Below are 19,327 nucleotides of genomic sequence, written 5' to 3'. Positions count from 1 at the left end.
CCTTTCACAGCACGCTCGTCATTCCGCCGTCGACGTACAGCACCTGCCCGCTGACGAAGTCCGCGGCGGGCGAGGCGAGGAACAGCACCCCGCCCACCAGGTCCTCGGTACGGCCCCAGCGGCCGGCCGGGGTGCGGCGGCGCACCCAGGCGCTGAACTCCTCGTCCTCGACGAGGGGCCCGGTCAGTTCCGTCTCGATGTAGCCGGGGCCCAGGCCGTTGACCTGCACGCCGTACGGGCCCCAGTCCGCGCACATGCCCTTGGTGAGCATCTTCAGGGCGCCCTTGGTGGCCGCGTAGGGCGCGATGCCGGGGCGGACCACCTCGCTCTGCAGCGAGCAGATGTTCACGATCTTGCCGTGGCCGCGTTCCGTCATCCGGCGGGCCGCCTCGCGGCCGACCAGGAACGCGCTGGTGAGGTTGGTGTTCAGGATGCGGTGCCAGTCCGTGTCCGTGAACTCCAGGAGAGGCGCACGCAGTTGCATGCCCGCGTTGTTGACCAGGATGTCCAGCGGGCCGACCCGCTCCTCGACATCCGCTATCCCGGCGGCCACCGACGGGCCGTCGGTCACGTCGAACACGGCCGTGTGGACGTCGCCGGGCAGTTCGGCGGCCGCCTTGGTGAGGCGGTCCGCGTCGCGGCCGTTGAGGACCACCGTGCAGCCGGCCTCCGCGAGGCCACGGGCCAGGGCGAGGCCGATGCCGCGGCTGGAGCCGGTGACCAGGGCCGTACGGCCGCTGATGTCGAAGAGAGGGTGACTCATTCCCGTACCCCTAGATGACCAGTGAGAGGATGAGGACCAGACCGCCCGCGACCACCGAGATGATCGTCTCCATGACGGACCAGGTCTTGATCGTCTGGCCGACGTTCAGGCCGAAGTACTCCTTGACCAGCCAGAATCCGGCGTCGTTGACATGGCTGAAGAAGAGCGAGCCCGCGCCGATGGCCAGGACCAGCAGGGCGGTGTGGGTGGTCGACATGTCGGCCGCGAGCGGGGCGACCAGGCCGGCCGCCGAGACCGTCGCCACGGTCGCCGAACCGGTCGCCAGGCGGATGCCCACCGCGATCAGCCAGGCCAGCAGCAGCGCCGGGATCGACCAGTCCTTGGAGATGTCCAGGATCATCTGGCCCACACCGGTGTCGATCAGCGTCTGCTTGAAGCCGCCGCCGGCGCCGACGATCAGCAGGATGCCGGCGATGGGCGCAAGGCCCTTCTCGACGAGCGGCGTCAGCCGTTCCTTGCCGAAGCCGGCGGGCCTGAGCAGCGTGAAGATGCCGAGCAGCACGGCGGCGAGCAGGGCGATCAGCGGGGAGCCGATGACGTCGAAGACGCGCTGGGTGAGGTTCGTCGGGTCGTCGATGACGATGTCGACCAGGGCCTTGGAGAGCATCAGGACGACCGGGAGGAGGATGGTGGCGAGGGTGGCGCCGAAGCCCGGTCGTCGCTCAAGTTCCTCCGAGGCTCGCTGCGGAAGCATCCGGTCGGGGGCCGGAACGTCCACCCAGCGGGCGGCGACCTTCGAGAACAGCGGTCCGGCGATGATCACCGTCGGGATGGCTATGAGGACGCCGAGCGCGAGCGTGACGCCGAGGTTGGCCTTGACCGCGTCGATCGCGACCAGCGGGCCGGGGTGCGGCGGGACCAGGCCGTGCATCACGGAGAGTCCTGCGAGCGCCGGGATGCCGATGCGCATCAGGGAGTAGTTGCCGCGCTTGGCGACCATCAGCACGACCGGGATCAGCAGGACGACGCCGACCTCGAAGAACAGCGGCAGACCGATCACCGAGGCGATCAGCACCATCGCCCACGGCATCGCCCGGCCGCCCGCCTTCGCGAGGATCGTGTCGACGATCTGGTCGGCCCCGCCGGAGTCGGCGAGCATCTTGCCGAGGATCGCGCCGAGGGCGATCAGCACGCCCACGCCGGCGACCGTGGTACCGAGCCCGGTCGTGAAGCTGGCGATGACCTTGTCGAGGGGCGCTCCGGCGATCGCGCCCAGCGCCAGCGAGCCGATGGTCAGGGACAGGAAGGCGTGCAGTTTGAACTGGGTGATGAGCACAACGATGACGGCAATGCCCGCCAGTACGGCGATGCCCAGCTGAGCGTGGCCGGCCGAGGTGATCGGCGCGACCGTGTCCGCTGCCAGCATCTCGACGCTGAGTCTGGTCACGGGGGTTCCCTTGCAGGTACGGGGATGGGGGAGGGGTGCGGGGGGTGCGTGCTACTTGGCCGGGTGGGGAAGGTCGTCCAGTGCCTTCACGGCCCGAGTGGTGATCTCCTCGGGGCTCCCGGTGACGTCCACCGCGACGCCCGCCTCGTCCGCCTGGAGCGGCTGGAGCGTGGCGAACTGGGAGTCGAGCAGCGCCGTGGGCATGAAGTGGCCCTGCCGGTGCGACATCCGGTCCTCGATGAGGGCCCGGTCGCCCGTCAGGTGCACGAAGACGACACCGGGAGCGGCGGCCCTGAGCCGGTCGCGGTACGACCGCTTCAGCGCCGAGCTGCTGACCACCCCGCCGAGCCCGGCCCGCCCGTGCGCCCAGGCGCCGATGGCGTCGAGCCAGGGCCACCGGTCCGCGTCGTCGAGCGGCACACCGGCCGACATCTTGTCGATGTTGGCCTGCGGGTGGAAGTCGTCGCCCTCGGCGTACGGAACGCCGAGCCGGGCCGCGAGCAGGGGACCGATGGTGGTCTTGCCGGTGCCCGCCACGCCCATGACCACGACGACATGGGGGGTGCGCAGCTGCTGCATGGTGCTCTCACTGTCTTCTTCGACATCTGGACGCCAACCGGCGTCGACGACACTGAAACCGATTAGGTACGACCATTTCAAGAGCGTGTGACGAATAAGTCTGACTTTTTGTTCGTGTGACACGCCCCGTACGCTGAGTGCATGACCACTCCGGGCCGGGGGCTGCACGGCCGTGTACTGGACTCCCTCGGCCCCGCGATCACCGCGGGCGACTACCCGCCGGGCAGCGTGCTGCGCACCGACGAGCTCGCCCAGCGCTTCGACGTCTCACGCTCGGTGATGCGCGAGGCGGTCCGTGTGCTCGAATCCATGCACCTGGTCGAGTCGCGCCGACGGGTGGGCGTCACCGTGCGCCCGAAGGCCGAGTGGAACGTCTACGACCCGCAGGTCATCCGCTGGCGGCTGGCCGGCGCCGACCGCCCCCACCAGCTGCGCTCGCTCACCGTCCTGCGCTCGGCCGTCGAGCCGGTCGCCGCGGGCCTCGCCGCCAGACATGCGACCGCCGAGCAGTGCGCCGAACTCACCGAGTGCGCGATCGGCATGGTCGCCAACTCCCGCGGCCACAAGCTGGAGGAGTACCTCGTCCACGACATGGCTTTCCACCGGGTCATCCTCGTGGCGTCCGGCAACGAGATGTTCGCCCGGCTCGGTGACGTCGTCGCCGAGGTCCTCGCGGGCCGCACCCACCACGAGGTCATGTTCGAGGACCCCGACCCGGCCGCCGTCACCCTGCACGTCCAGGTCGCCGAGGCGGTCCGCGAGGGCGACGCGGCCCGCGCGGAGAAACTGACCCGGGAGATCACGGTGGGTGCGCTTCAGGAACTGGACATCCTGGCGCCGTAGCCCTGCACGTCCTGCGCGTTCTACGCCTCGGGGAACTCCCCGTCGACGTACACCCAGGCCCCCTCGACCCGCTCGAACCGGCTGCGCTCCAGCAGTGAACCGCCCTTGTACGAGGCGCGGAAGGTCACCGTGCCCGTGCTGTGGAAGGCCGAGCCGTCGGTGGTGTCGAGGATCTCCAGGCCGCTCCAGCGCATGCCGGGGTCCAGGTCGAGCTTCGCCGGGCGGGTGCGCGGATGCCAAGTTCTCAGCAGGTACTGCTCGTTGAGCTTCACGAAAGCGCTGTAGCGCGAACGCATCAGCGTCTCGGCGGTCGGCGCCGCGGCCTCACCCCGGTGGAATCGGCCACAGCACTTTTCGTACGTCTCCGCAAGACCGCAAGGACAGGAGGGGTTGTGAACTGGGGCGGAGCCGTGCTGCCGCCGGGATTGCGAGGTACGTCGGGACATGAGCTCCATTCTGCTGCACCAGGGGCTGTGTGAAATCTGTGAAGCGCCTGTTCCGACACGCGCACATTCGGTGTGAGTCGTGCACGCCTGCCTTCATCGAACCTCCTTTCGGACTGGCGTGAACACGCCTTGTTGACTCAGCCGCCAACTAACCAAGGTGGGCAGAGCACTTGAGCATCAGGAGTCACAAGCGTGCGTGCTTGACCCGGGCGGCCGTCCGTCCGGGGCACTGACGGGGGAAGCTGATACGGGGTGTGCGGACCGGCGCGACCAGGGCGCGTCGGGGGACTGCTGCGCGCCGTCGTGCCAAAACCTCTCCCCTCTGCCGCCTCTTGGTGCCTTTCACCGGTGCCTGAGAAGGGATAGGAGGGGGAATGCCGACGAATGCCGCGGCCGCCAGGCCGACGTATCCGGGCGTCTACGTCGAAGAGCTTCCCAGCAGCACCCGCGCCATCTCCGCCGTGACCACTTCGGTGACCGCATTCGTGGGGCACACCCGGCGCGGTCCGCTGAACGAGCCGGTGCGCGTCACCGGATTCGCCGACTTCGAGCGGCGCTTCGGCGGGCTGAGCGCACAGAGTCCGCTCGCCTACGCCGTCCACCAGTTCTTCGGCAACGGCGGCTCCGTCGCCGTCATCGTCCGGGTCGCCAAGGCGGGCAGCGGCAAGGCCGCGTGCGTCGTCCTGGAGTCCACCGAGGGCCACAGTGCCGGTCCGGCCCTCGAGGTCCACGCCAAGGAACCCGGCGTGTGGGGCAACGGCCTGCGCGTCGCCGTCGACTACGACACCCCGGACTGCGAAGCGACCTTCAACCTGCGGGTCTACGACGCCAAGGGCGACGCCCGCGAGAGCTTCACCGGCCTGTCCATGGACGCCGGCAGCGGGACCTACGCGCCCACCGTAATCAACGCCGGGTCGCGGCTGATCCGCGTCGAGGCCGTCGGCGAGGGCCGTCCCGACCCGTCCGGCACCGTCTCCAAGCCGTTCGGGCACGAACTGCCCGACCTGGCCGTCGACCTGACGGTGAAGATCGGTGACGTGGAGCGCGAGTTCAAGCTCTACGACCCCGACTGCGACGGCGAAGCCCCGTCCTCCGTGGCCGAGTTGGCGCTGCTGCTCGAGCGCAAGCTGCGGGCGCTGCCCGACGCGCCCGGCAAGCACGCCTTCGCCGGTGTCGAGGTCACCGCCTTCGGCCGCCGTATTCAGGTGGTCGCCGGTTCCACCGACCCCGAGGACGTCGTCCGCTTCCTCGGCGAGTGCGCCAACGACCTGGGCCTGGAGGCCTCGGTCAACCCGCCGGTGTTCCCGCTGGAGGGCGGCGAGGACGGCGCGGCCCCCGGCCCGCGCGACCTCATCGGCTCCGAGGCCGACAAGACCGGCATCCAGGCGCTGCGCGGGGTGGCCGACGTCAATCTGCTCGCGCTGCCCGAGCTGGCCTCGTACGAGAAGATCGACGACGCCCTCACCGTCGTATCCGCAGCTCAGCGGTTGTGCGAGGAGCGGCGGATCTTCCTGCTGGTCGACGCGCCCAGCACCTGGGTGAGCGTGGACAGCGCCCGTGCCGGGCTGTCCGCCTTCGACCCGGTGCGCGGCAACCACGCCGGCCTGTACTTCCCGCACATCCAGCTCACCGACCCGCTCACCGGGCGGCTGCGTGCCTTCCCGCCGTCCGGCGCCGTTGCCGGTGTCATCGCGCGCACCGACTCCGAGCGCGGCGTGTGGAAGGCACCCGCCGGTACGGAGGCGCAGCTCGTCGGAGTGCACTCGCTGACCGTCGACCTGACGGACCGTGAGACCGGGCTGCTCAACCCGCTCGGCGTCAACTGCCTGCGCACCTTCCCGGTCACCGGCCCGCTGGTGTGGGGCGCGCGCACGCTGGAGGGCTCCGACGCCCTCGACAGCGCCTGGAAGTACGTGCCCGTGCGGCGGCTCGCGCTGCATGTGGAGGAGAGCCTCCAGCGCGGCCTGCAGTGGGTCGTGTTCGAGCCCAACGACGAGAGCCTGTGGCAGCAGATCCGGCTGTCCGCCTCCTCGTACCTGCACACGCTCTTCCGCCAGGGCGCCTTCAAGGGCAGCACCCCGCGCGAGGCCTACTTCGTCAAGTGCGACAGCGAGACCACGACCGACGAGGACGTCGCGAACGGCGTCGTCAACGTGCTGGTCGGGATCGCGCCGGTGCGGCCGGCCGAGTTCGTGGTCGTCAGGATCCAGCAGACGTCCGGGCAGTTCGCTCTCTAGCGGCCCGTCAATCTCGGAGAGCTGAAGGAAATCGATGGCTGAGTTCACGGTCAACGCGCATCGCTTCGACCCCTACAAGAACTTCAAGTTCCTTGTCCTGTGGGACGGTCGGACGGTCGCCGGTATCAGCAAGATCAGTCCGCTGAAGCGGACCACGGAGGTCGTCAAGCACCGCCACGGCGGCGACCCCTCCTCCCCGCGCAAGTCGCCGGGCCGCTCGGAGTTCGAGGGCATCACCCTCGAACGCGGGGTCACCCACGACCCCGAGTTCGACCGCTGGGCCAACAAGGTCTGGCAGGTCGGCGCGGGTCTGGGATCGGAGGTGTCTCTTGCGGACTTCCGCAAGGACATCGTCATCCAGGTCCTCAACGAGGCCGGTCAGGTAGCCGTCTCGCACAAGCTCTACCGGACCTGGCCGAGCGAGTACCAGGTCCTCGGCGAGCTGGACGCCAACGCCAACGCGGTGGCCATCCAGTCGCTGAAGCTCGAGTGCGAGGGCTGGGAGCGGGACTACGAGGTGCCCGAGCCGGAGGAGCCGTCGTTCCTCAACCCGGCCTGATACGGGGGTAGTTGAAGGAAACGGGGAGGGACATGGCGATCACCGGGGCGGCCGAACTGCTGGCCGCCTGGGAGGCCGGGCTCGGGGAGGCACCGGTCGGACGGGCACTGCTGCTGCACCGCACGGCACGGCCCGACGTCGACACCGGGAGGCTGCCGCAGCTTCCGGTGGGCGAGCGCGAGGCGGATCTGTTCGCCCTGCGCCGGGCGCTGTTCGGCGAGCGGATGCAGGTGCGCCTGGATTGCGCCGCGTGCGGGGCGGACATGGAGTTCGACCTGGACGCCGGGGAACTCGCGGGTTCCCTCGGCGGGCGCTCTTCGGCCTCGGGCTCGGGCGAGTCGGTCGTACGGGTGCAACTGGACGGCTGGGACGTCGAGTTCAGGCTGCCCGGGGTCGCCGACCTGCAGGCCGCGGCCCGGGCGGCCGACCCGCGTACGGCGCTGCTCGCCCGCTGCCTGGTCTCGGCGGTCCACGACGGGACGGCCGCGGCGGCGGGGGAGTTGCCCCTGCCGGTGCAGCGCCGGATCGCCGAGGCCGTCGAGGCGGCCGACCCGGGCGCCGACCTGGCGCTCAACATCGCCTGCCCCGAGTGCGGCGAGGCCACCCGCGCCGAACTCGACATCGCCTCCTACCTGTGGACCGAACTGGACGCCTGGGCACGGGACGTGCTCCTCGACGTCCACCTGCTCGCCACCGCCTACGGCTGGAGCGAGCCGGAGATCCTGGCGCTCAGCCCGACGCGGCGCCGCTACTACCTGGAGCTGTGCGCGGATGTCTGACTCCCCGAGCCCCGAGGGGGCCGACTTCTTCGATCGGCTGCTCGCACGGCACGCCGCCCCGCGACCGGCCGCGGTGCGGGTGCGGCCCCGGCTGCCCGGCCCGTTCGAGCGGGTCGAGGCGGTACGGGCCGCCGCACCCGCACCGGACGAGGACGCGCTGCTGTGGCCCGCGACCACGCCGGCCGCTGTCGTGCCGCCGGATGCGCCGCGTCCGTCGGCCGTCCAGACGCGCACGCACACGGAACGCGAGCGGACCGTCGTACGCACCGAACGGCAGCCCGTCGAGTCGGCCCCGCGGCCGTCCGCGCCGGTCCCCGCCGAGGCGCCCCTGCTGCGTCCGGCCGCATCCGTCGCGCCGTCGCTGCGACCGCTGCCCGATGCCGGGCGGCGCGCGGCCGGGCGGGGGCGTACCGAGCCGGGAGCGTCACAGACCGCGGTCGCCGTGCCCATCCCCCCGGGCACGGAGGCCGCTCCCCAGGCCGTGTCGGCGGCGCTGCGACCCAGCGCCGCCGACACGGCGGCAGCACGCGACGCCGTACGGCAGGCCGCGGCCCGGCGGCCGTCCCGGCCCACCGAGCAGGTGGTGCAGGTGCAGATCGGGCGGCTCGAAGTGACGGCGGGCGAGGCGCCCGGCGGAGGCGGGCGGCAGCGGACGCCCGCGAAGGAGCGGACCGCGGCCACCTTGAGCCTCGCGGATTACCTGGAGCGGGGGCGCCGGTGAGCCGCGGACAGCAAGCAGCAGGACGACCAGCAGGCCGAGAGGAACCGAGGAACTGACGCCATGAGCAACGCACTTGCCCTCGCGCATGTCACCCAGGCCCTCGCCCTGCTGCTCGAGTCCAATCTGGGCCCCGAGATCGACATGGCCGTCAAGGTCGAGCCGCGCAAGCCGCCGGCCGACCCGCCGACCGAGCCCACCATCTCCGTGTTCCTGTACCAGGTCACGCCCGACACCTCGCTGCGCAACAGCGACCTGCCGACGCGCGCGGCCGACGGCACCCTGGTCAAGCGGCCCGTCGCCGCACTCGACCTGCACTACCTGATCACCGCGTACGGCGACGAGACGGAACTGGTCGGCCAGCGGCTGATCGGCTCCGTGGTGCGCACCCTGCACGAGATCCCGGTCCTGCCGAAGGACATCATCGAACTCGCCGGAGAACGGCCCTACTTGGCGGGCAGCAACCTCGCCGAGTCGGCGCAGCGCGTGCGGTTCGCACCGACGGTGATGGACGTCGACGAGACGTCGAAGCTGTGGGGGATGCTCTACCAGACCCCGTACACCCTGTCGGTCTGCTACCAGGCGGCCCTCGTCCTCATCGACGGCCGGGAGACCCCCGTGCCGGGCAAGCCGGTCGAGCGGCCCGAGGTACGGGTGCTGCCGTTCGGGGCGCCGGGCGCACCGGTCCCTCCGGGGGCCGAACCGAAGGGTGACGGGACGTCAAGTTCAGCGACTTCCACGGAAGTTGTGCACGAGAAGGCGGAGCAGCCGGCAGTGGCACCTGCCAAGAAGGCCACGAAGGCTCCCGCGAAGACCGTCGCCAAGGCCACCACCAAGGCGCCCGCGCGCACCCGCAAGGCGGCGCCCCGCGCCACCAGGCCCGCCCCGGGCCAGGGCGGCGACGACAGCACGGAGAACTGAACGGCATGGGGACGACGGGGGCAGGTGAGGGCATGGGGGCGTTCGAGCACGGCGCGCAGGCCGGCGGGACGACGCTGACCGCGGAGATCCGGCGCGTCCTGGCCCGCGTCGACGCACATGCGGCGCGGTCCGCCGAGAAGACCGGCGCACCCGGTGACCAGGTGGTTCCCGCCGAAGGCCCCGGCACCGCCCCCCTCGACGCCCTCGTCGCCTGCTTCAGCTTCACGCCCTTCGAGCGCGACCTCGTACTCCTCGCCGCTGCCCACGAGTTGGAGCCCACGGCCGCCGCCCGGTGCGCCGCGGCCTGCGGCGACCCGGAGCGGGCGTACCCGACCTTCTCCCTCGCCCTCGCCGCCCTCGCGGAGCCGCACTGGAGCGCGCTCACCCCCGTGGCGCCGCTCAGGCGGTGGCGGATCGTCGAGCTGGACGACGAGTCACGGCTGACGACGTCCCGGCTGCGGCTGGACGAGCGGATCCTGCACTTCCTGCTGGGCTCGCCCTATCTGGACGCCCGGCTGCACGGGCAGTTGCGCCGCACCCCGGTGCCGAAAGCCCTGACACCGTCGTACGACCTGGCCGCGAGTGTGCTGGCCGAGGGCTGGACGGTGGGGGCGGAGACCGGCGCGCCACCGATCGTCGAGGTGACCGGCGGGGATCTGCGCAGCCGGGCCGACATCTCGGCGGCCGCGGCCGCCCGGGCGGGGCTGGGCCTGTATTCCATGAGCGCCGAGGACGTCCCGTCCGACCCGGCCGACCGCGACCGGCTGGCCCGGCTGTGGCAGCGCGAGGCGATCCTGCTGCCCGCCGCGCTGCTCGTCGAGGTGGGCGAGCTGGACCGCGACCAGCGGGCGGCGACCGAGTCGTTCCTGGCCGGGGCGGCCGTACCGGTGGTGGTGTCGAGCGAGGACCCGCTGCGTTCGGAGCGGTCGTACGGGGCCCGCGTGACCGTGCCGCGGCTGGACGACGAGGAGCAGTTCGAGCTCTGGGGCGACGCGTTCCGGGATGTCGCCGAACTCGGGGACGGTGAACTGCGTTCGCTGGTGGCCCAGTTCCAGCTGCCGCCGCATGTCGTGCGGTCCGCGGCCGCCGCCGTACACCGTCGGCTGCCGCACGAGGACGAGCTGGACGCCGCCGGACTCGCCTGGCGGGCCGGCCTGGACGAGGCGCGGATCGGCATGGACGAGCTGGGCCGGCGGATCGCGCCGCAGGCCGGCTGGGACGACCTGGTGCTGCACGAGCGGCAGACCAGTGTGCTGCGGGAGATCGTCGCCCATGTCCGGCAGCGGGCAACCGTCCACCAGGAATGGGGATTTGCCGCCACCCTGCGCCGGGGACTGGGCGTCACCGCCATGTTCGCGGGCGGCTCCGGCACCGGCAAGACGCTGGCCGCCGAGGTCATGGCGAAGGAACTCGGCCTCGACCTGTTCGTCATCGACCTCTCGCAGGTCGTCAGCAAGTACATCGGCGAGACCGAGAAGAACCTCCGCCGGGTCTTCGACGCCGCCGAACGCGGCGGCGCCCTGCTCCTGTTCGACGAGGCCGACGCCCTGTTCGGCAAGCGCAGCGAGGTCAAGGACAGCCACGACCGGTATGCGAATCTGGAAGTCAGCTATCTGCTGATGCGGATGGAGGCCTACCGGGGCCTGGCCGTCCTCACCACCAACATGAAGAACGCCCTCGACACGGCGTTCCTGCGGCGCATCCGCTTCGTCGTCGACTTCCCCTTCCCCGCCGAGCACGAGCGGGCCGAGATCTGGCGGCGCGTGCTGCCGCCGCAGGCCCCGGTGAAGGACATCGACCCGTCGCTGCTCGCCCAGCTCACCGTCGCCGGCGGCTCGATCCGCAACATCGCCCTGTCCGGGGCCTTCCTCGCCGCCGAGGAGGGCGACCGGCTGCAGATGCGGCACATGCTGGCCGCGGCCCGCACCGAGTACCTGAAGCTGGAGCGCTCGCTGACGCCGACGGAGGTCCGCGGATGGGTGTGACGTCCTCCCGGGACCGGGAGCCCTCGGCGATTCGGATCGAGGTCGGCGAGCTGGTGCTCGACGGCTTCCGGGCCGACCCCGAGCGCGTATCGGCCGCGTTCGAGGGCGAGTTGACGCGTCTCGTACGGCTGCACGGAGTGCCCCTGGCCGCTGACGGTCCGCTGGCCGTCGATGCACTGTCCGGGCTGCCGCCCCTGCCCGCCGGGCTGTCCGCGCGGCGCCTCGGCCAGGAGCTGGCGCGTGCCGTGCACGAGGGACTGAGCGGGCACGGGGAGGTGGGCCGGTGAGTTCTCAGACCCAGGACGCCGCTTCGGAGCAAGCCGCCGAGCAGCGGCGCCGCAAGCGCAAGGAGCGGGCCGCCAAGTCCCGTGCGCCCGAGCCGAAGAACATCGTCAGCGGCGCCGGACAGCCCCTCGACCCCGGTCTGCGACGGGAGCTGGAGGAGCAGCTCGGCCACGATCTCAGCCGGGTACGGCTGCACACGGGCCGGGACGCCGGGCAGCTGACCGAGCTGCTGGGCGCCGACGCGGTCGCCGTCGGCCAGGACGTCTTCTTCCGCGAGGGCGCCTTCCGGCCCGGCACCGACGAGGGCCGCCGCCTGCTCACCCACGAACTCCAGCACACGGTGCAGAACCCGCACGGCCTCGGCGCGCTGCGGGCCGGCCGCGAGCTGGGCGCAGTGAGCCTGCCGCAGCAGGCGATCGAGCGGGAGGCGGAGCAGACCGCGCAACAGCTCGTGGGGCCCGATCCGGAGTCCGCCCCGCAGGTCGAGGAGGGACAGGCCACCCCCGGCTGGCTGCGCTACGCCACCGTCGACGCCGACCGGATGCGCGCCGAGGCCGTCGACCCGGCGACCCTCGTGGACCGCCTCGCGGGCAATGTGCTGCGCTCCCTGCGCGGCGACCCCGCCGACGCCTCCGGCCGCGTACGGCTCCAACTGGCGCGAATGTCCGAGGAGTTGGAGGACGCGGTCGTCGAGCGGCTGGAGAACCGGCTGCTGACACCCGAGTACGACCGGCTCCTGGAGATCGCCGACCAGGCCCGCCCCGGCCCGGTCGAACTCCAGCCCACCGAGGTGCCGTTGCCCGAGGTCGACCTCTTCGAGGAACTCGGCGTCGAGCGCGTCCAGTGGCAGAAGAAGCAGGAGTCCGACCGCGGTTCGGCCGACAGACGTGCCTCCGACGCTCGCGAGGAGCAGAAGGACGCCAAGGCCCGCGACGAGAAGAGCGGCAGCGACCGCAGCCGCGCCCGTTCCGACGCCGCCACCGAGGAGCAGGACGCCGCTCAGCGCACCGAGCAGGAGGACGAGCGCAACGCCTCCCGGCAGCAGGCCAAGGAGGAGGAACAGCAGCAGGACGAACAGGGCGCCGCCGACCGCAAGCGCACCGACCAGGCCGCCGACCAGCGCGCCCAGGGACAGCAGCAGGGCGCCGAACAGGCCAAGGAGGAGCGCAAGGAACAGCGCGAGCGCGAGGAGGCCGACCCGCGGCAGGCGAGCGCGCCCGGCGCCGACAAGCGCAAGCAGCGCGACGACCAGACGCAGCCGGGCGCCGGTTCGAAGAACGAGCAGCCGGACCCGAAGCAGAAGGCGCAGCCCGGCCCCGTACGTCCCGAGAAGGTCGACGAACGGGCCGAACAGCCCGACTCCGCGCTGTCCGAGCACGGGCTCAACGACAAGGACGAGGACGGCGGCGCCGAGCCCGAACTCCGGGAGGAGGAGCGGCCGCTCGGCCTCGAAGCGGGTGCCGACCAGGAGGTCGCGGGCGGCGAGGACGAGGCCGGACGGGCAGCGGGCGAGCAGGCCGAACCCGCGCTCAAGCCCGAGGACTACCTGCCGGACGCCGACCTCGACCTGTCCGCCGTACCGACCGCGGACAAGCTCGAACCGGGCGCCGCCGAACCGTCCCTGCCCTCCTTCCCCACTCCGCCGCCGACGAAGGCCGAGAAGACCGAGCAGGAGCGGGAGAAGCGGGAAGGGGAGCAGGACGAGGACGACGCCGGGCCCGAGCAGAAGGCCCCCGGCCAGGACGAGGGGCCCGTCGAGGGCGAGGCCCCGCAGCCCGAGAACGGGCCCGCCGCGCAGGCCCAGGACCGCGGCACCAAGGACCTCCAGGAGACCGAGAAGCCGCTCGACCAGGAGGTCGGCGAGGACCCAGCGACCCAGGACAAGGAACAGCCCGAGCCCGAAGCCGAGAAGCCCGACCCGGAGCAGCAGCAGGAGAAGGAGCAGAACAAGGAGCCGGAGGCCGCCGACGGGGACCGGGCGGACGACGACGAGAAGCCGGACGCCGAGGACGCGGAGGCGGAGAAGAGCGAGCAGCGGGATCGTACGGCTGCGGAGTCCCGTACGACCGCGGGGTCCCCGTCGGCCGCGGCGCCCTCCGTGGCGAGCCCGGTGGCGGCGGCCGTGTCCAAGCCCGCGGGCGCGCAGACCCCCAAGACCGCGGTCGAGGATCGTGACCCCTCGCCCGCCGCTCGACGCGGTGCCGAACCGCCGCGGTCCGAGCGCGAGGCGCCGCAGGCCAAGAGCCAGGTGCCCAAGGAGAGCGGGCCCGGTGCGGCGCCGCGCGGACCCGTCGGTGCCGCCGAGAAGACCGGGCCGACGACCGCTGCCGGACCCGGTGCCGCGCCGTCGGTCACTCAGGCCGCGGTGAGCCCGGCCGCCGAGCAGACCGACGGGCCCGGCCAGACCGCGGCGACGGACGCGCCCCGGCCCGAGGCGTCGTTGGAGAAGGACGGCGGCGGCTGCGCGCCGCCCGCGCCCGCACCCGAGAAGGACGAGGGCGGGCAGGGCAGTTGCGGGGGCGGCGGTGGCGAGGCCGCGCCCGAGCAGAAGCAGGAGGAACCGCCGGACGTCTCGGGGCAGGACCCCAAGGCGGCCGTACAGACCGTCAGCAAGCTGGCGCCGGACCAGGCGGCCGCCGCCATGCCCGGCGTCGACAGGGCCGCGGACAAGAAGATCGGCGAGGAGCAGAAGCGGCTCGACGCCGCCCCGCCGACGCGGGAACGTCCTTCGGGGGCGCCGCAGACGCGTTCGGCACCGCCCGAGGCAGCCCCCGAGGCGGCCCAGGTCACCGGCAAGGTCGAGCGGATCGGCCCGGAGGACCAGGGCGACAAGCAGAAGGCCAAGGGCGGCGACAAGGCCGAGGGCAAGGAGGCCACCGCCGACGTGCCGCCCCCGGCGGCTCCCGCCGTGCCCGACAAGGGGCTGAGCGAGGCCGAGGCGAAGAACGTCGAGGCGGCGGCCGACGCGGTCCCGACGACCGACCCGGAGCTGGAGAACAAGACGGTGGGCCCGGCGCCCAAGATCCGTCTCGAAGGCGCCAGCGACCCGACCCGCACCGACGACCAGGCCAAGGCGCTCAAGGACAAGCAGTCCGACCTGCAGTCGACGGGCCGTGAGGACGCGGCCAAGCCGCTCGGAGAGGACCAGATCTTCCCGAACGCGCCCGCGGAACAGCTCCGCGGCAAGGCCTCCGGCGGCGCGGGCGGCGGCAAGGCAGGCGCACTGGAGGCGACTCCCGCGCCGAAGGCCGGCGTCGGCGCCGTCGCCAAGCAGGAGAAGGGCACCGAGATCACCGCCGGCGCGGGCAAGGCGCAGGGCGACCTCGATGCCAAGGACAAGGAACACCAGCAGAGCGAGCAGCAGGCCAAGCAGGACAAACAGAACGAGATCAACAGCGAGGTCGAGCGCAACACGGCGCAGCAGACCGCGGAACGCGGCCGGGTCGCCCAGGAGACGCAGAAGCAGCGGCAGGACTGGCGGGACGAGCAGGACAAGAAGATCGAGGACGCGGACAAACAGTCCGACGACGAGCACGGCAAGAAGAACAAGGAGATCGTCAAGGCCCGCGACGACAAGGACAAGGAGGTCGGCGAGCGCAAGGACAAGGACAACGCCTCGATCGACACCGAGCGCGAGAACGCCGAGAAGGAGGCCCAGAAGAAGAAGGAGGAGAAGAAGCCCTCCGGAGGCCTGTTCGGCTGGATCGCGGACAAGGTCGCCGACTTCTTCAAGGGCCTGCTCGCCGCCGTCACCGCGGTCTTCGACGCCGCCCGCAAGGCCGTCAACGGGATCATCGACAAGTTCAAGGAGTGGGCCAACCAGGCGATCGACTTCGTACGGGACCTGGCGGTAAAGGCGATCAACGCACTCGCCGACGTCCTGATAGCGATAGGCGACACGCTCCTGGCGGCCTTCCCCGAACTCCGGGACCGCTTCCGCAAGGCGATCGAAGGCCTGCGGGACTCAGCGATCGCGACGGTGAACCAGCTGGCGGACGGACTGAAGAAGGCGGTCAATACGCTGCTGGACGCACTGGCGGCGGGCCTCAACAAACTCCTCGACGTGCTCGAGGCGGGCGTAAAGGCGGTCATCAAGGCCTACCAGGCGATCATCGAGGGCGCGATCAAGTTCGCGCAGGCAGCGATCGAGGCGCTGGGCAAGTTCGCGGCCCTGGTCGCCGACATCGCGCCGGACCCGGGCGGCTGGATCTCCAAGGCCGGCAGCGCGGCGAAGACCGGCATCACGGACCACCTCTGGGGCGCCATCAAGGTGGCGGTCAAGGGGTGGTTCGACACGAAGGTCGAGGGCATCCTCGGCCTCGGCAAGGCGGTCATCGACGTCCTGGTCAAGGGCTGCGTGTCGATCAAACAGATCGGCAAGATGGCCTGGGACGCGATCATCGCCTCGCTCCCGATGATGATCGCCACCCTGGTCATCGAGAAGGTCGTCTCGATGATCGTGCCGGCGGCCGGCGCGATCCTCACGATCATCCAGGGCCTGATGGCGGCGTGGTCGACCGTCAGCTCGATCCTGTCGGCGTTCGGAAAGTTCTGGGCCTACCTGAAGGCGGTGAAGGCGGGCCCGGCGGCATGTCTGTTCGCGGAAGCGGTCGCGGCGGGTGTCGTGGCCCTCCTTGACTTCATCACCAACTTCCTTCTGCAGAAGCTGTCTTCGGCGACCAAGGGCGTCGGCAAGCGGCTCAAGGGCATGGCGCAGAAGATCATGGACGGCTTGAAGAAGGTCGGGGGAGGGGCGAAGAAGGCGGCGGGGTCGGCGGTGAACTCGGCGCGGGCTGCGGTGCGGAAGGCCAGGCAGGCCTTGTCCCGGGACGGCGCCGAGCCGCGGCCGAAGGGCAAGCCGTCGCCGGAGCCGAAGTCTCCCGTGAAGCCGAAGGAGCACGCTACGCCCAAGGGGCCGGCGAAGAAGCCGGATGGGCCGGAGGCGAGGCCGAAGGACGGGGAGACGGGGCCTGGAAAGGACAGAGCGCCGGACCGGGAGACGCCGAAGGACAGGCCGGCCGAGAAGGACGGGACTCCGGACAGGAACAGGACGCCCGACAAGGAGCGGGGCCCGGAGACGGACCGGACTCCCGACAGGGAGAAGACTCCCGAATCCGCCCCGAGGAAGAAGCAGAAGGAGATCGAGGGCCCTAAGCCGGCCAAGCCCAGGAAGCCCAAGTCCCCTGTCGGTAAGGCCCTCTCGAAGGCCAAGGGCACGGTCAAGTCCGCCCTGAAGAAGGTCGGCAACGCTGCGAAGACACTCGGCAGGAAGCTGAAGAAGTCGAAGCTCGGCAAGGCGCTCAAGAACGGTGCGTCGAAGCTGCGGAACTTCTTCAAGCGGAAGAAGGACCGGCTGCGGGACCACAAGAAGCGGCAGCAGGAACAGAAGAGGCGGAAACAGGACCAGCGGATGAAGGACGAGAAGTCCAAAGAGTCGAAGGAGGCGCGGCTGGCAAAGATCGTGGCGCGCATCAAACCTCGCCTGGACAGGATTCTCCGGCGCGGCACGAAAGAGCCGGTCATGCGCGCCACGCTGAGCGGCCTGCGTATCTGGTATCGACTGACCCAGCTGAACCTGGAAGGTTCCTCCAAGTACGCGATCAATGCCCTGCTCAATCCGCGACAGGAGGTAACCGAGGCCAACCGGGAGCGTGTGCAGCTGGTGCTGGAAGGCGAAGACCCCGAAGTCCTGAATGACATCCAGAAGCGAGTGGGCATCCGGGAGTTCGATGACTGGTTCCTTCTGCAGGGTGAAGAATCGCAGACGGATTTCGCCAAGGGATTCCAGAAGCTGTACCAGGAACTGAAGCGCGAGATCGAGAAGGAGAATCAGACCAGAGGTGCCCGGGAGGCGAACCTCGCCGAGGTGGAGCTCCAGGAAATGATCGGCAAGATGCCCAATGATCTGCAGGACATCAAGACGAGCGACTGGGCCAAGGATAAGACCGACAAACTGATCAATGCGCTCACCAAGACTGTGGGTACGGGCCGAAGTCAGGTAAAGCGCAAGAAATCCAGGGGGATTGGCGACTCCCGCCCACTGCCTGGCCAGCAGGACCGCGCCCCCATTCCCATCGAGTTCGAAAAAGTCATGGACAAGATCGACTTCGTCACCAAGGTCGTCGAACTCAAGCGGTGGGAGGCCGAGGACCAGGAGGAGCTCTCGCCCTTCAGAGGTGAGAAGGTCGATGGCACCGGCAGGCGAAGCGGCATCGTTCAGGATTCATATCGCGATGCCCTCGCGACCTACATCATGGACAAGTTCAAGGACGACCCGGACCTCGCCGAAGCCGCCAGAACGTATGCGATGGCGAAGCAGGCGGACCATCTTCGTGAACTGCAAGGGGCGGGTGAAGATCATCCAGCGACCATGAGGCAACTTCACAACAAGACCAACTCCCAGGTCGGCCGTCAAATCCGAACTTCCATGCAGAAGTTGGAAGTGGGCCGACTGGTAAAGTTCGTCATCAAGGGATGGTGGAAGTAGCGCGCCGAATCCGCCCGCTTCATCACGAGTAAGCAGACACCACACTGGCGAGGAACTCATGGCAACGCAGCAGCAGCTCATCGACCTCTTTGGGGCGGACAACATCACCGCACTCGACCTTTCGGACCGCGAGGTTTTCAAATCGGCCGGAATCGAGGCGGAAGAGCTCTTCGAGGTCGGTCTGCCCGACCGGCTCACCGGGATGTTCTCGGCGGAGGTCGTTGCCGACCCGGAGACCTTCGACGGTGTCTCCGCCAGTATCGGTGGCACGCAGGTCACGCTCGTGACCCTGGGCGCACCGCACAGCGACTCCGATTTCCGCTACTACCTGAACCCGCTGGACGGGCGGATTCTGCTAGCGCGACTGGTCGCTGAGAACCCCGAGATCGAGGTCGTCAACGATTCGCTCGGAAACTTCATCGAGTTCCTGTATCGCGTCGGCAGGTACAAGGCCTTCAGCAAGGGAGCGGACGAAAATCAGCAGGCAGATTACAAGGACCTGCTCGTCGCGTATCTCACCACCCTTGACCCCGGTTCTCTGAAGGAGTCGGACAACTGGTGGTCCATGGTGATCCGACAGCTCTGAGTCCATGCACACCACCGACCGCGGCAGAGGCGAACCGTGACCCGCTACGCAGACATCCCCAAACCCATCCGCTCCGGAATAGTCGTCGTCAACCCCGACACCGGCACCCCCCAGCGCATCATCGTCCTCCAGTTCAACCCCGACACCCTGGAGCGCAGCATCGCGCCCCAGTCCGCCGGAGACAGTGGTGACGGCGGGAGTGGCGGGAAGGGGAGCGGGGACCGGAACGAGGCGCTTCGGCTTAAGGGCCCCGCCGAGGAGACCTGGAAGTTCACCGCTGAGATCGATGCCACCGATCAGCTGGAGATCGCCGCGCCCGACGGGATCCACCCCCAACTGGCCACCCTCGAGATGCTCGTGCAGCCCACCACCGCTCAGCTGCGCGCCGCGAGTCGGCTGGCGCAGAACGGGACCATCGAGATCAGCCCGATCGAGATGCCGTTGACGCTGTTCACATGGGGGAGCAAGCGGGTCATGCCCGTGCGGCTCACCGAGTTGTCCGTGAACGAGTCCGCCTTTGACGTGAATCTCAATCCGATACGGGCCTCACTGAGCATCGGCATGAAGATCCTCACCGTGAGCGATCTGCCTGCCGGGCATCGCGGTGCCGATCTGTACATGGCGCACCTCGCGCAGAAGGAACGGCTCGCGGCGGCAGCGCGGGGCGGGAGTCTTGGCGCGCTCGGGCTGCCCGGCGCGGACGTACTGAGCGGAAGGGGCTGAACCCGACC

Annotated in this window: 15 protein-coding genes; 11 read left to right on the top strand and 4 right to left on the bottom strand. The window is 70.3% G+C overall.

The window, feature by feature from the left end:
* Positions 1-4 precede the first annotated feature (4 nt).
* Genes ACFY10_RS36880 through ACFY10_RS36870 form a run of 3 tightly spaced genes read right to left on the bottom strand, consistent with a single transcriptional unit; the run spans position 5 to position 2,750 of the window.
* A complete protein-coding gene (locus tag ACFY10_RS36880) occupies positions 5-763 on the bottom strand; it encodes an SDR family oxidoreductase (protein WP_390669633.1) in 759 nt (252 codons plus the stop codon).
* 10 nt (positions 764-773) lie between these two features.
* On the bottom strand, positions 774-2,171 hold the full coding sequence (locus ACFY10_RS36875; protein WP_390669631.1) for a GntP family permease: 1,398 nt from the start codon (positions 2,169-2,171) through the stop codon (positions 774-776).
* Positions 2,172-2,222: 51 nt separating this feature from the next.
* Positions 2,223-2,750 carry a gluconokinase gene (locus ACFY10_RS36870; RefSeq protein ID WP_390669630.1) on the bottom strand — a complete coding sequence of 176 codons (528 nt, stop codon included), beginning with the start codon at positions 2,748-2,750 and terminating at the stop codon, positions 2,223-2,225.
* 141 nt (positions 2,751-2,891) lie between these two features.
* Here ACFY10_RS36870 and ACFY10_RS36865 point away from each other — a divergent pair, with 141 nt between their 5' ends.
* Positions 2,892-3,593, top strand: coding sequence for a FadR/GntR family transcriptional regulator (locus ACFY10_RS36865; RefSeq protein ID WP_390669629.1), 702 nt, complete (start codon positions 2,892-2,894; stop codon positions 3,591-3,593).
* Positions 3,594-3,613: 20 nt separating this feature from the next.
* Here ACFY10_RS36865 and ACFY10_RS36860 read toward each other — a convergent pair whose 3' ends face one another.
* On the bottom strand, positions 3,614-4,039 hold the full coding sequence (locus ACFY10_RS36860; RefSeq protein WP_390669628.1) for a YchJ family protein: 426 nt from the start codon (positions 4,037-4,039) through the stop codon (positions 3,614-3,616).
* 374 nt (positions 4,040-4,413) lie between these two features.
* Between ACFY10_RS36860 and ACFY10_RS36855 the strand changes: the two genes are divergently transcribed.
* From ACFY10_RS36855 to ACFY10_RS36810, 10 genes are read left to right on the top strand one after another with little or no spacing between them, the layout of a single operon-like run.
* Positions 4,414-6,276, top strand: coding sequence for a phage tail sheath subtilisin-like domain-containing protein (locus ACFY10_RS36855; protein WP_390669627.1), 1,863 nt, complete (start codon positions 4,414-4,416; stop codon positions 6,274-6,276).
* Between the two features lie 34 nt (positions 6,277-6,310).
* Positions 6,311-6,835 carry a phage tail protein gene (locus tag ACFY10_RS36850; RefSeq protein ID WP_004003113.1) on the top strand — a complete coding sequence of 175 codons (525 nt, stop codon included), beginning with the start codon at positions 6,311-6,313 and terminating at the stop codon, positions 6,833-6,835.
* A gap of 32 nt (positions 6,836-6,867) precedes the next feature.
* Positions 6,868-7,614, top strand: a complete 747-nt coding sequence (locus ACFY10_RS36845) for a hypothetical protein (protein WP_390669626.1) — start codon at positions 6,868-6,870, stop codon at positions 7,612-7,614.
* Complete coding sequence (locus ACFY10_RS36840; RefSeq protein ID WP_390669625.1) at positions 7,607-8,335, top strand: hypothetical protein; 729 nt, start codon at positions 7,607-7,609, stop codon at positions 8,333-8,335. The genes ACFY10_RS36845 and ACFY10_RS36840 overlap by 8 nt, the downstream gene beginning before the upstream one ends.
* Before the next feature lie 60 nt (positions 8,336-8,395).
* Positions 8,396-9,253 carry a DUF4255 domain-containing protein gene (locus ACFY10_RS36835; RefSeq protein ID WP_390669624.1) on the top strand — a complete coding sequence of 286 codons (858 nt, stop codon included), beginning with the start codon at positions 8,396-8,398 and terminating at the stop codon, positions 9,251-9,253.
* Between the two features lie 5 nt (positions 9,254-9,258).
* Complete coding sequence (locus ACFY10_RS36830; RefSeq protein WP_390669623.1) at positions 9,259-11,238, top strand: ATP-binding protein; 1,980 nt, start codon at positions 9,259-9,261, stop codon at positions 11,236-11,238.
* Positions 11,229-11,525 (top strand): hypothetical protein, encoded by a 297-nt coding sequence (locus ACFY10_RS36825; protein WP_390669622.1) that lies wholly within the window; start codon positions 11,229-11,231, stop codon positions 11,523-11,525. The genes ACFY10_RS36830 and ACFY10_RS36825 overlap by 10 nt, the downstream gene beginning before the upstream one ends.
* A complete protein-coding gene (locus ACFY10_RS36820) occupies positions 11,522-18,010 on the top strand; it encodes a DUF4157 domain-containing protein (protein WP_390669620.1) in 6,489 nt (2,162 codons plus the stop codon). Before ACFY10_RS36825 ends, ACFY10_RS36820 begins: the two co-directional genes overlap by 4 nt.
* A gap of 58 nt (positions 18,011-18,068) precedes the next feature.
* On the top strand, positions 18,069-18,596 hold the full coding sequence (locus ACFY10_RS36815) for an SUKH-4 family immunity protein (protein WP_390669619.1): 528 nt from the start codon (positions 18,069-18,071) through the stop codon (positions 18,594-18,596).
* A gap of 36 nt (positions 18,597-18,632) precedes the next feature.
* Positions 18,633-19,319 carry a hypothetical protein gene (locus tag ACFY10_RS36810; protein ID WP_123964097.1) on the top strand — a complete coding sequence of 229 codons (687 nt, stop codon included), beginning with the start codon at positions 18,633-18,635 and terminating at the stop codon, positions 19,317-19,319.
* Positions 19,320-19,327: the final 8 nt, after the last annotated feature.

Source organism: Streptomyces sp. NPDC001401, from assembly GCF_042895385.1.
GTDB lineage: Bacteria > Actinomycetota > Actinomycetes > Streptomycetales > Streptomycetaceae > Streptomyces.
Note: the sequence above shows the minus strand (reverse complement) of the source record. Positions and strands in the feature narration are given on the sequence as shown.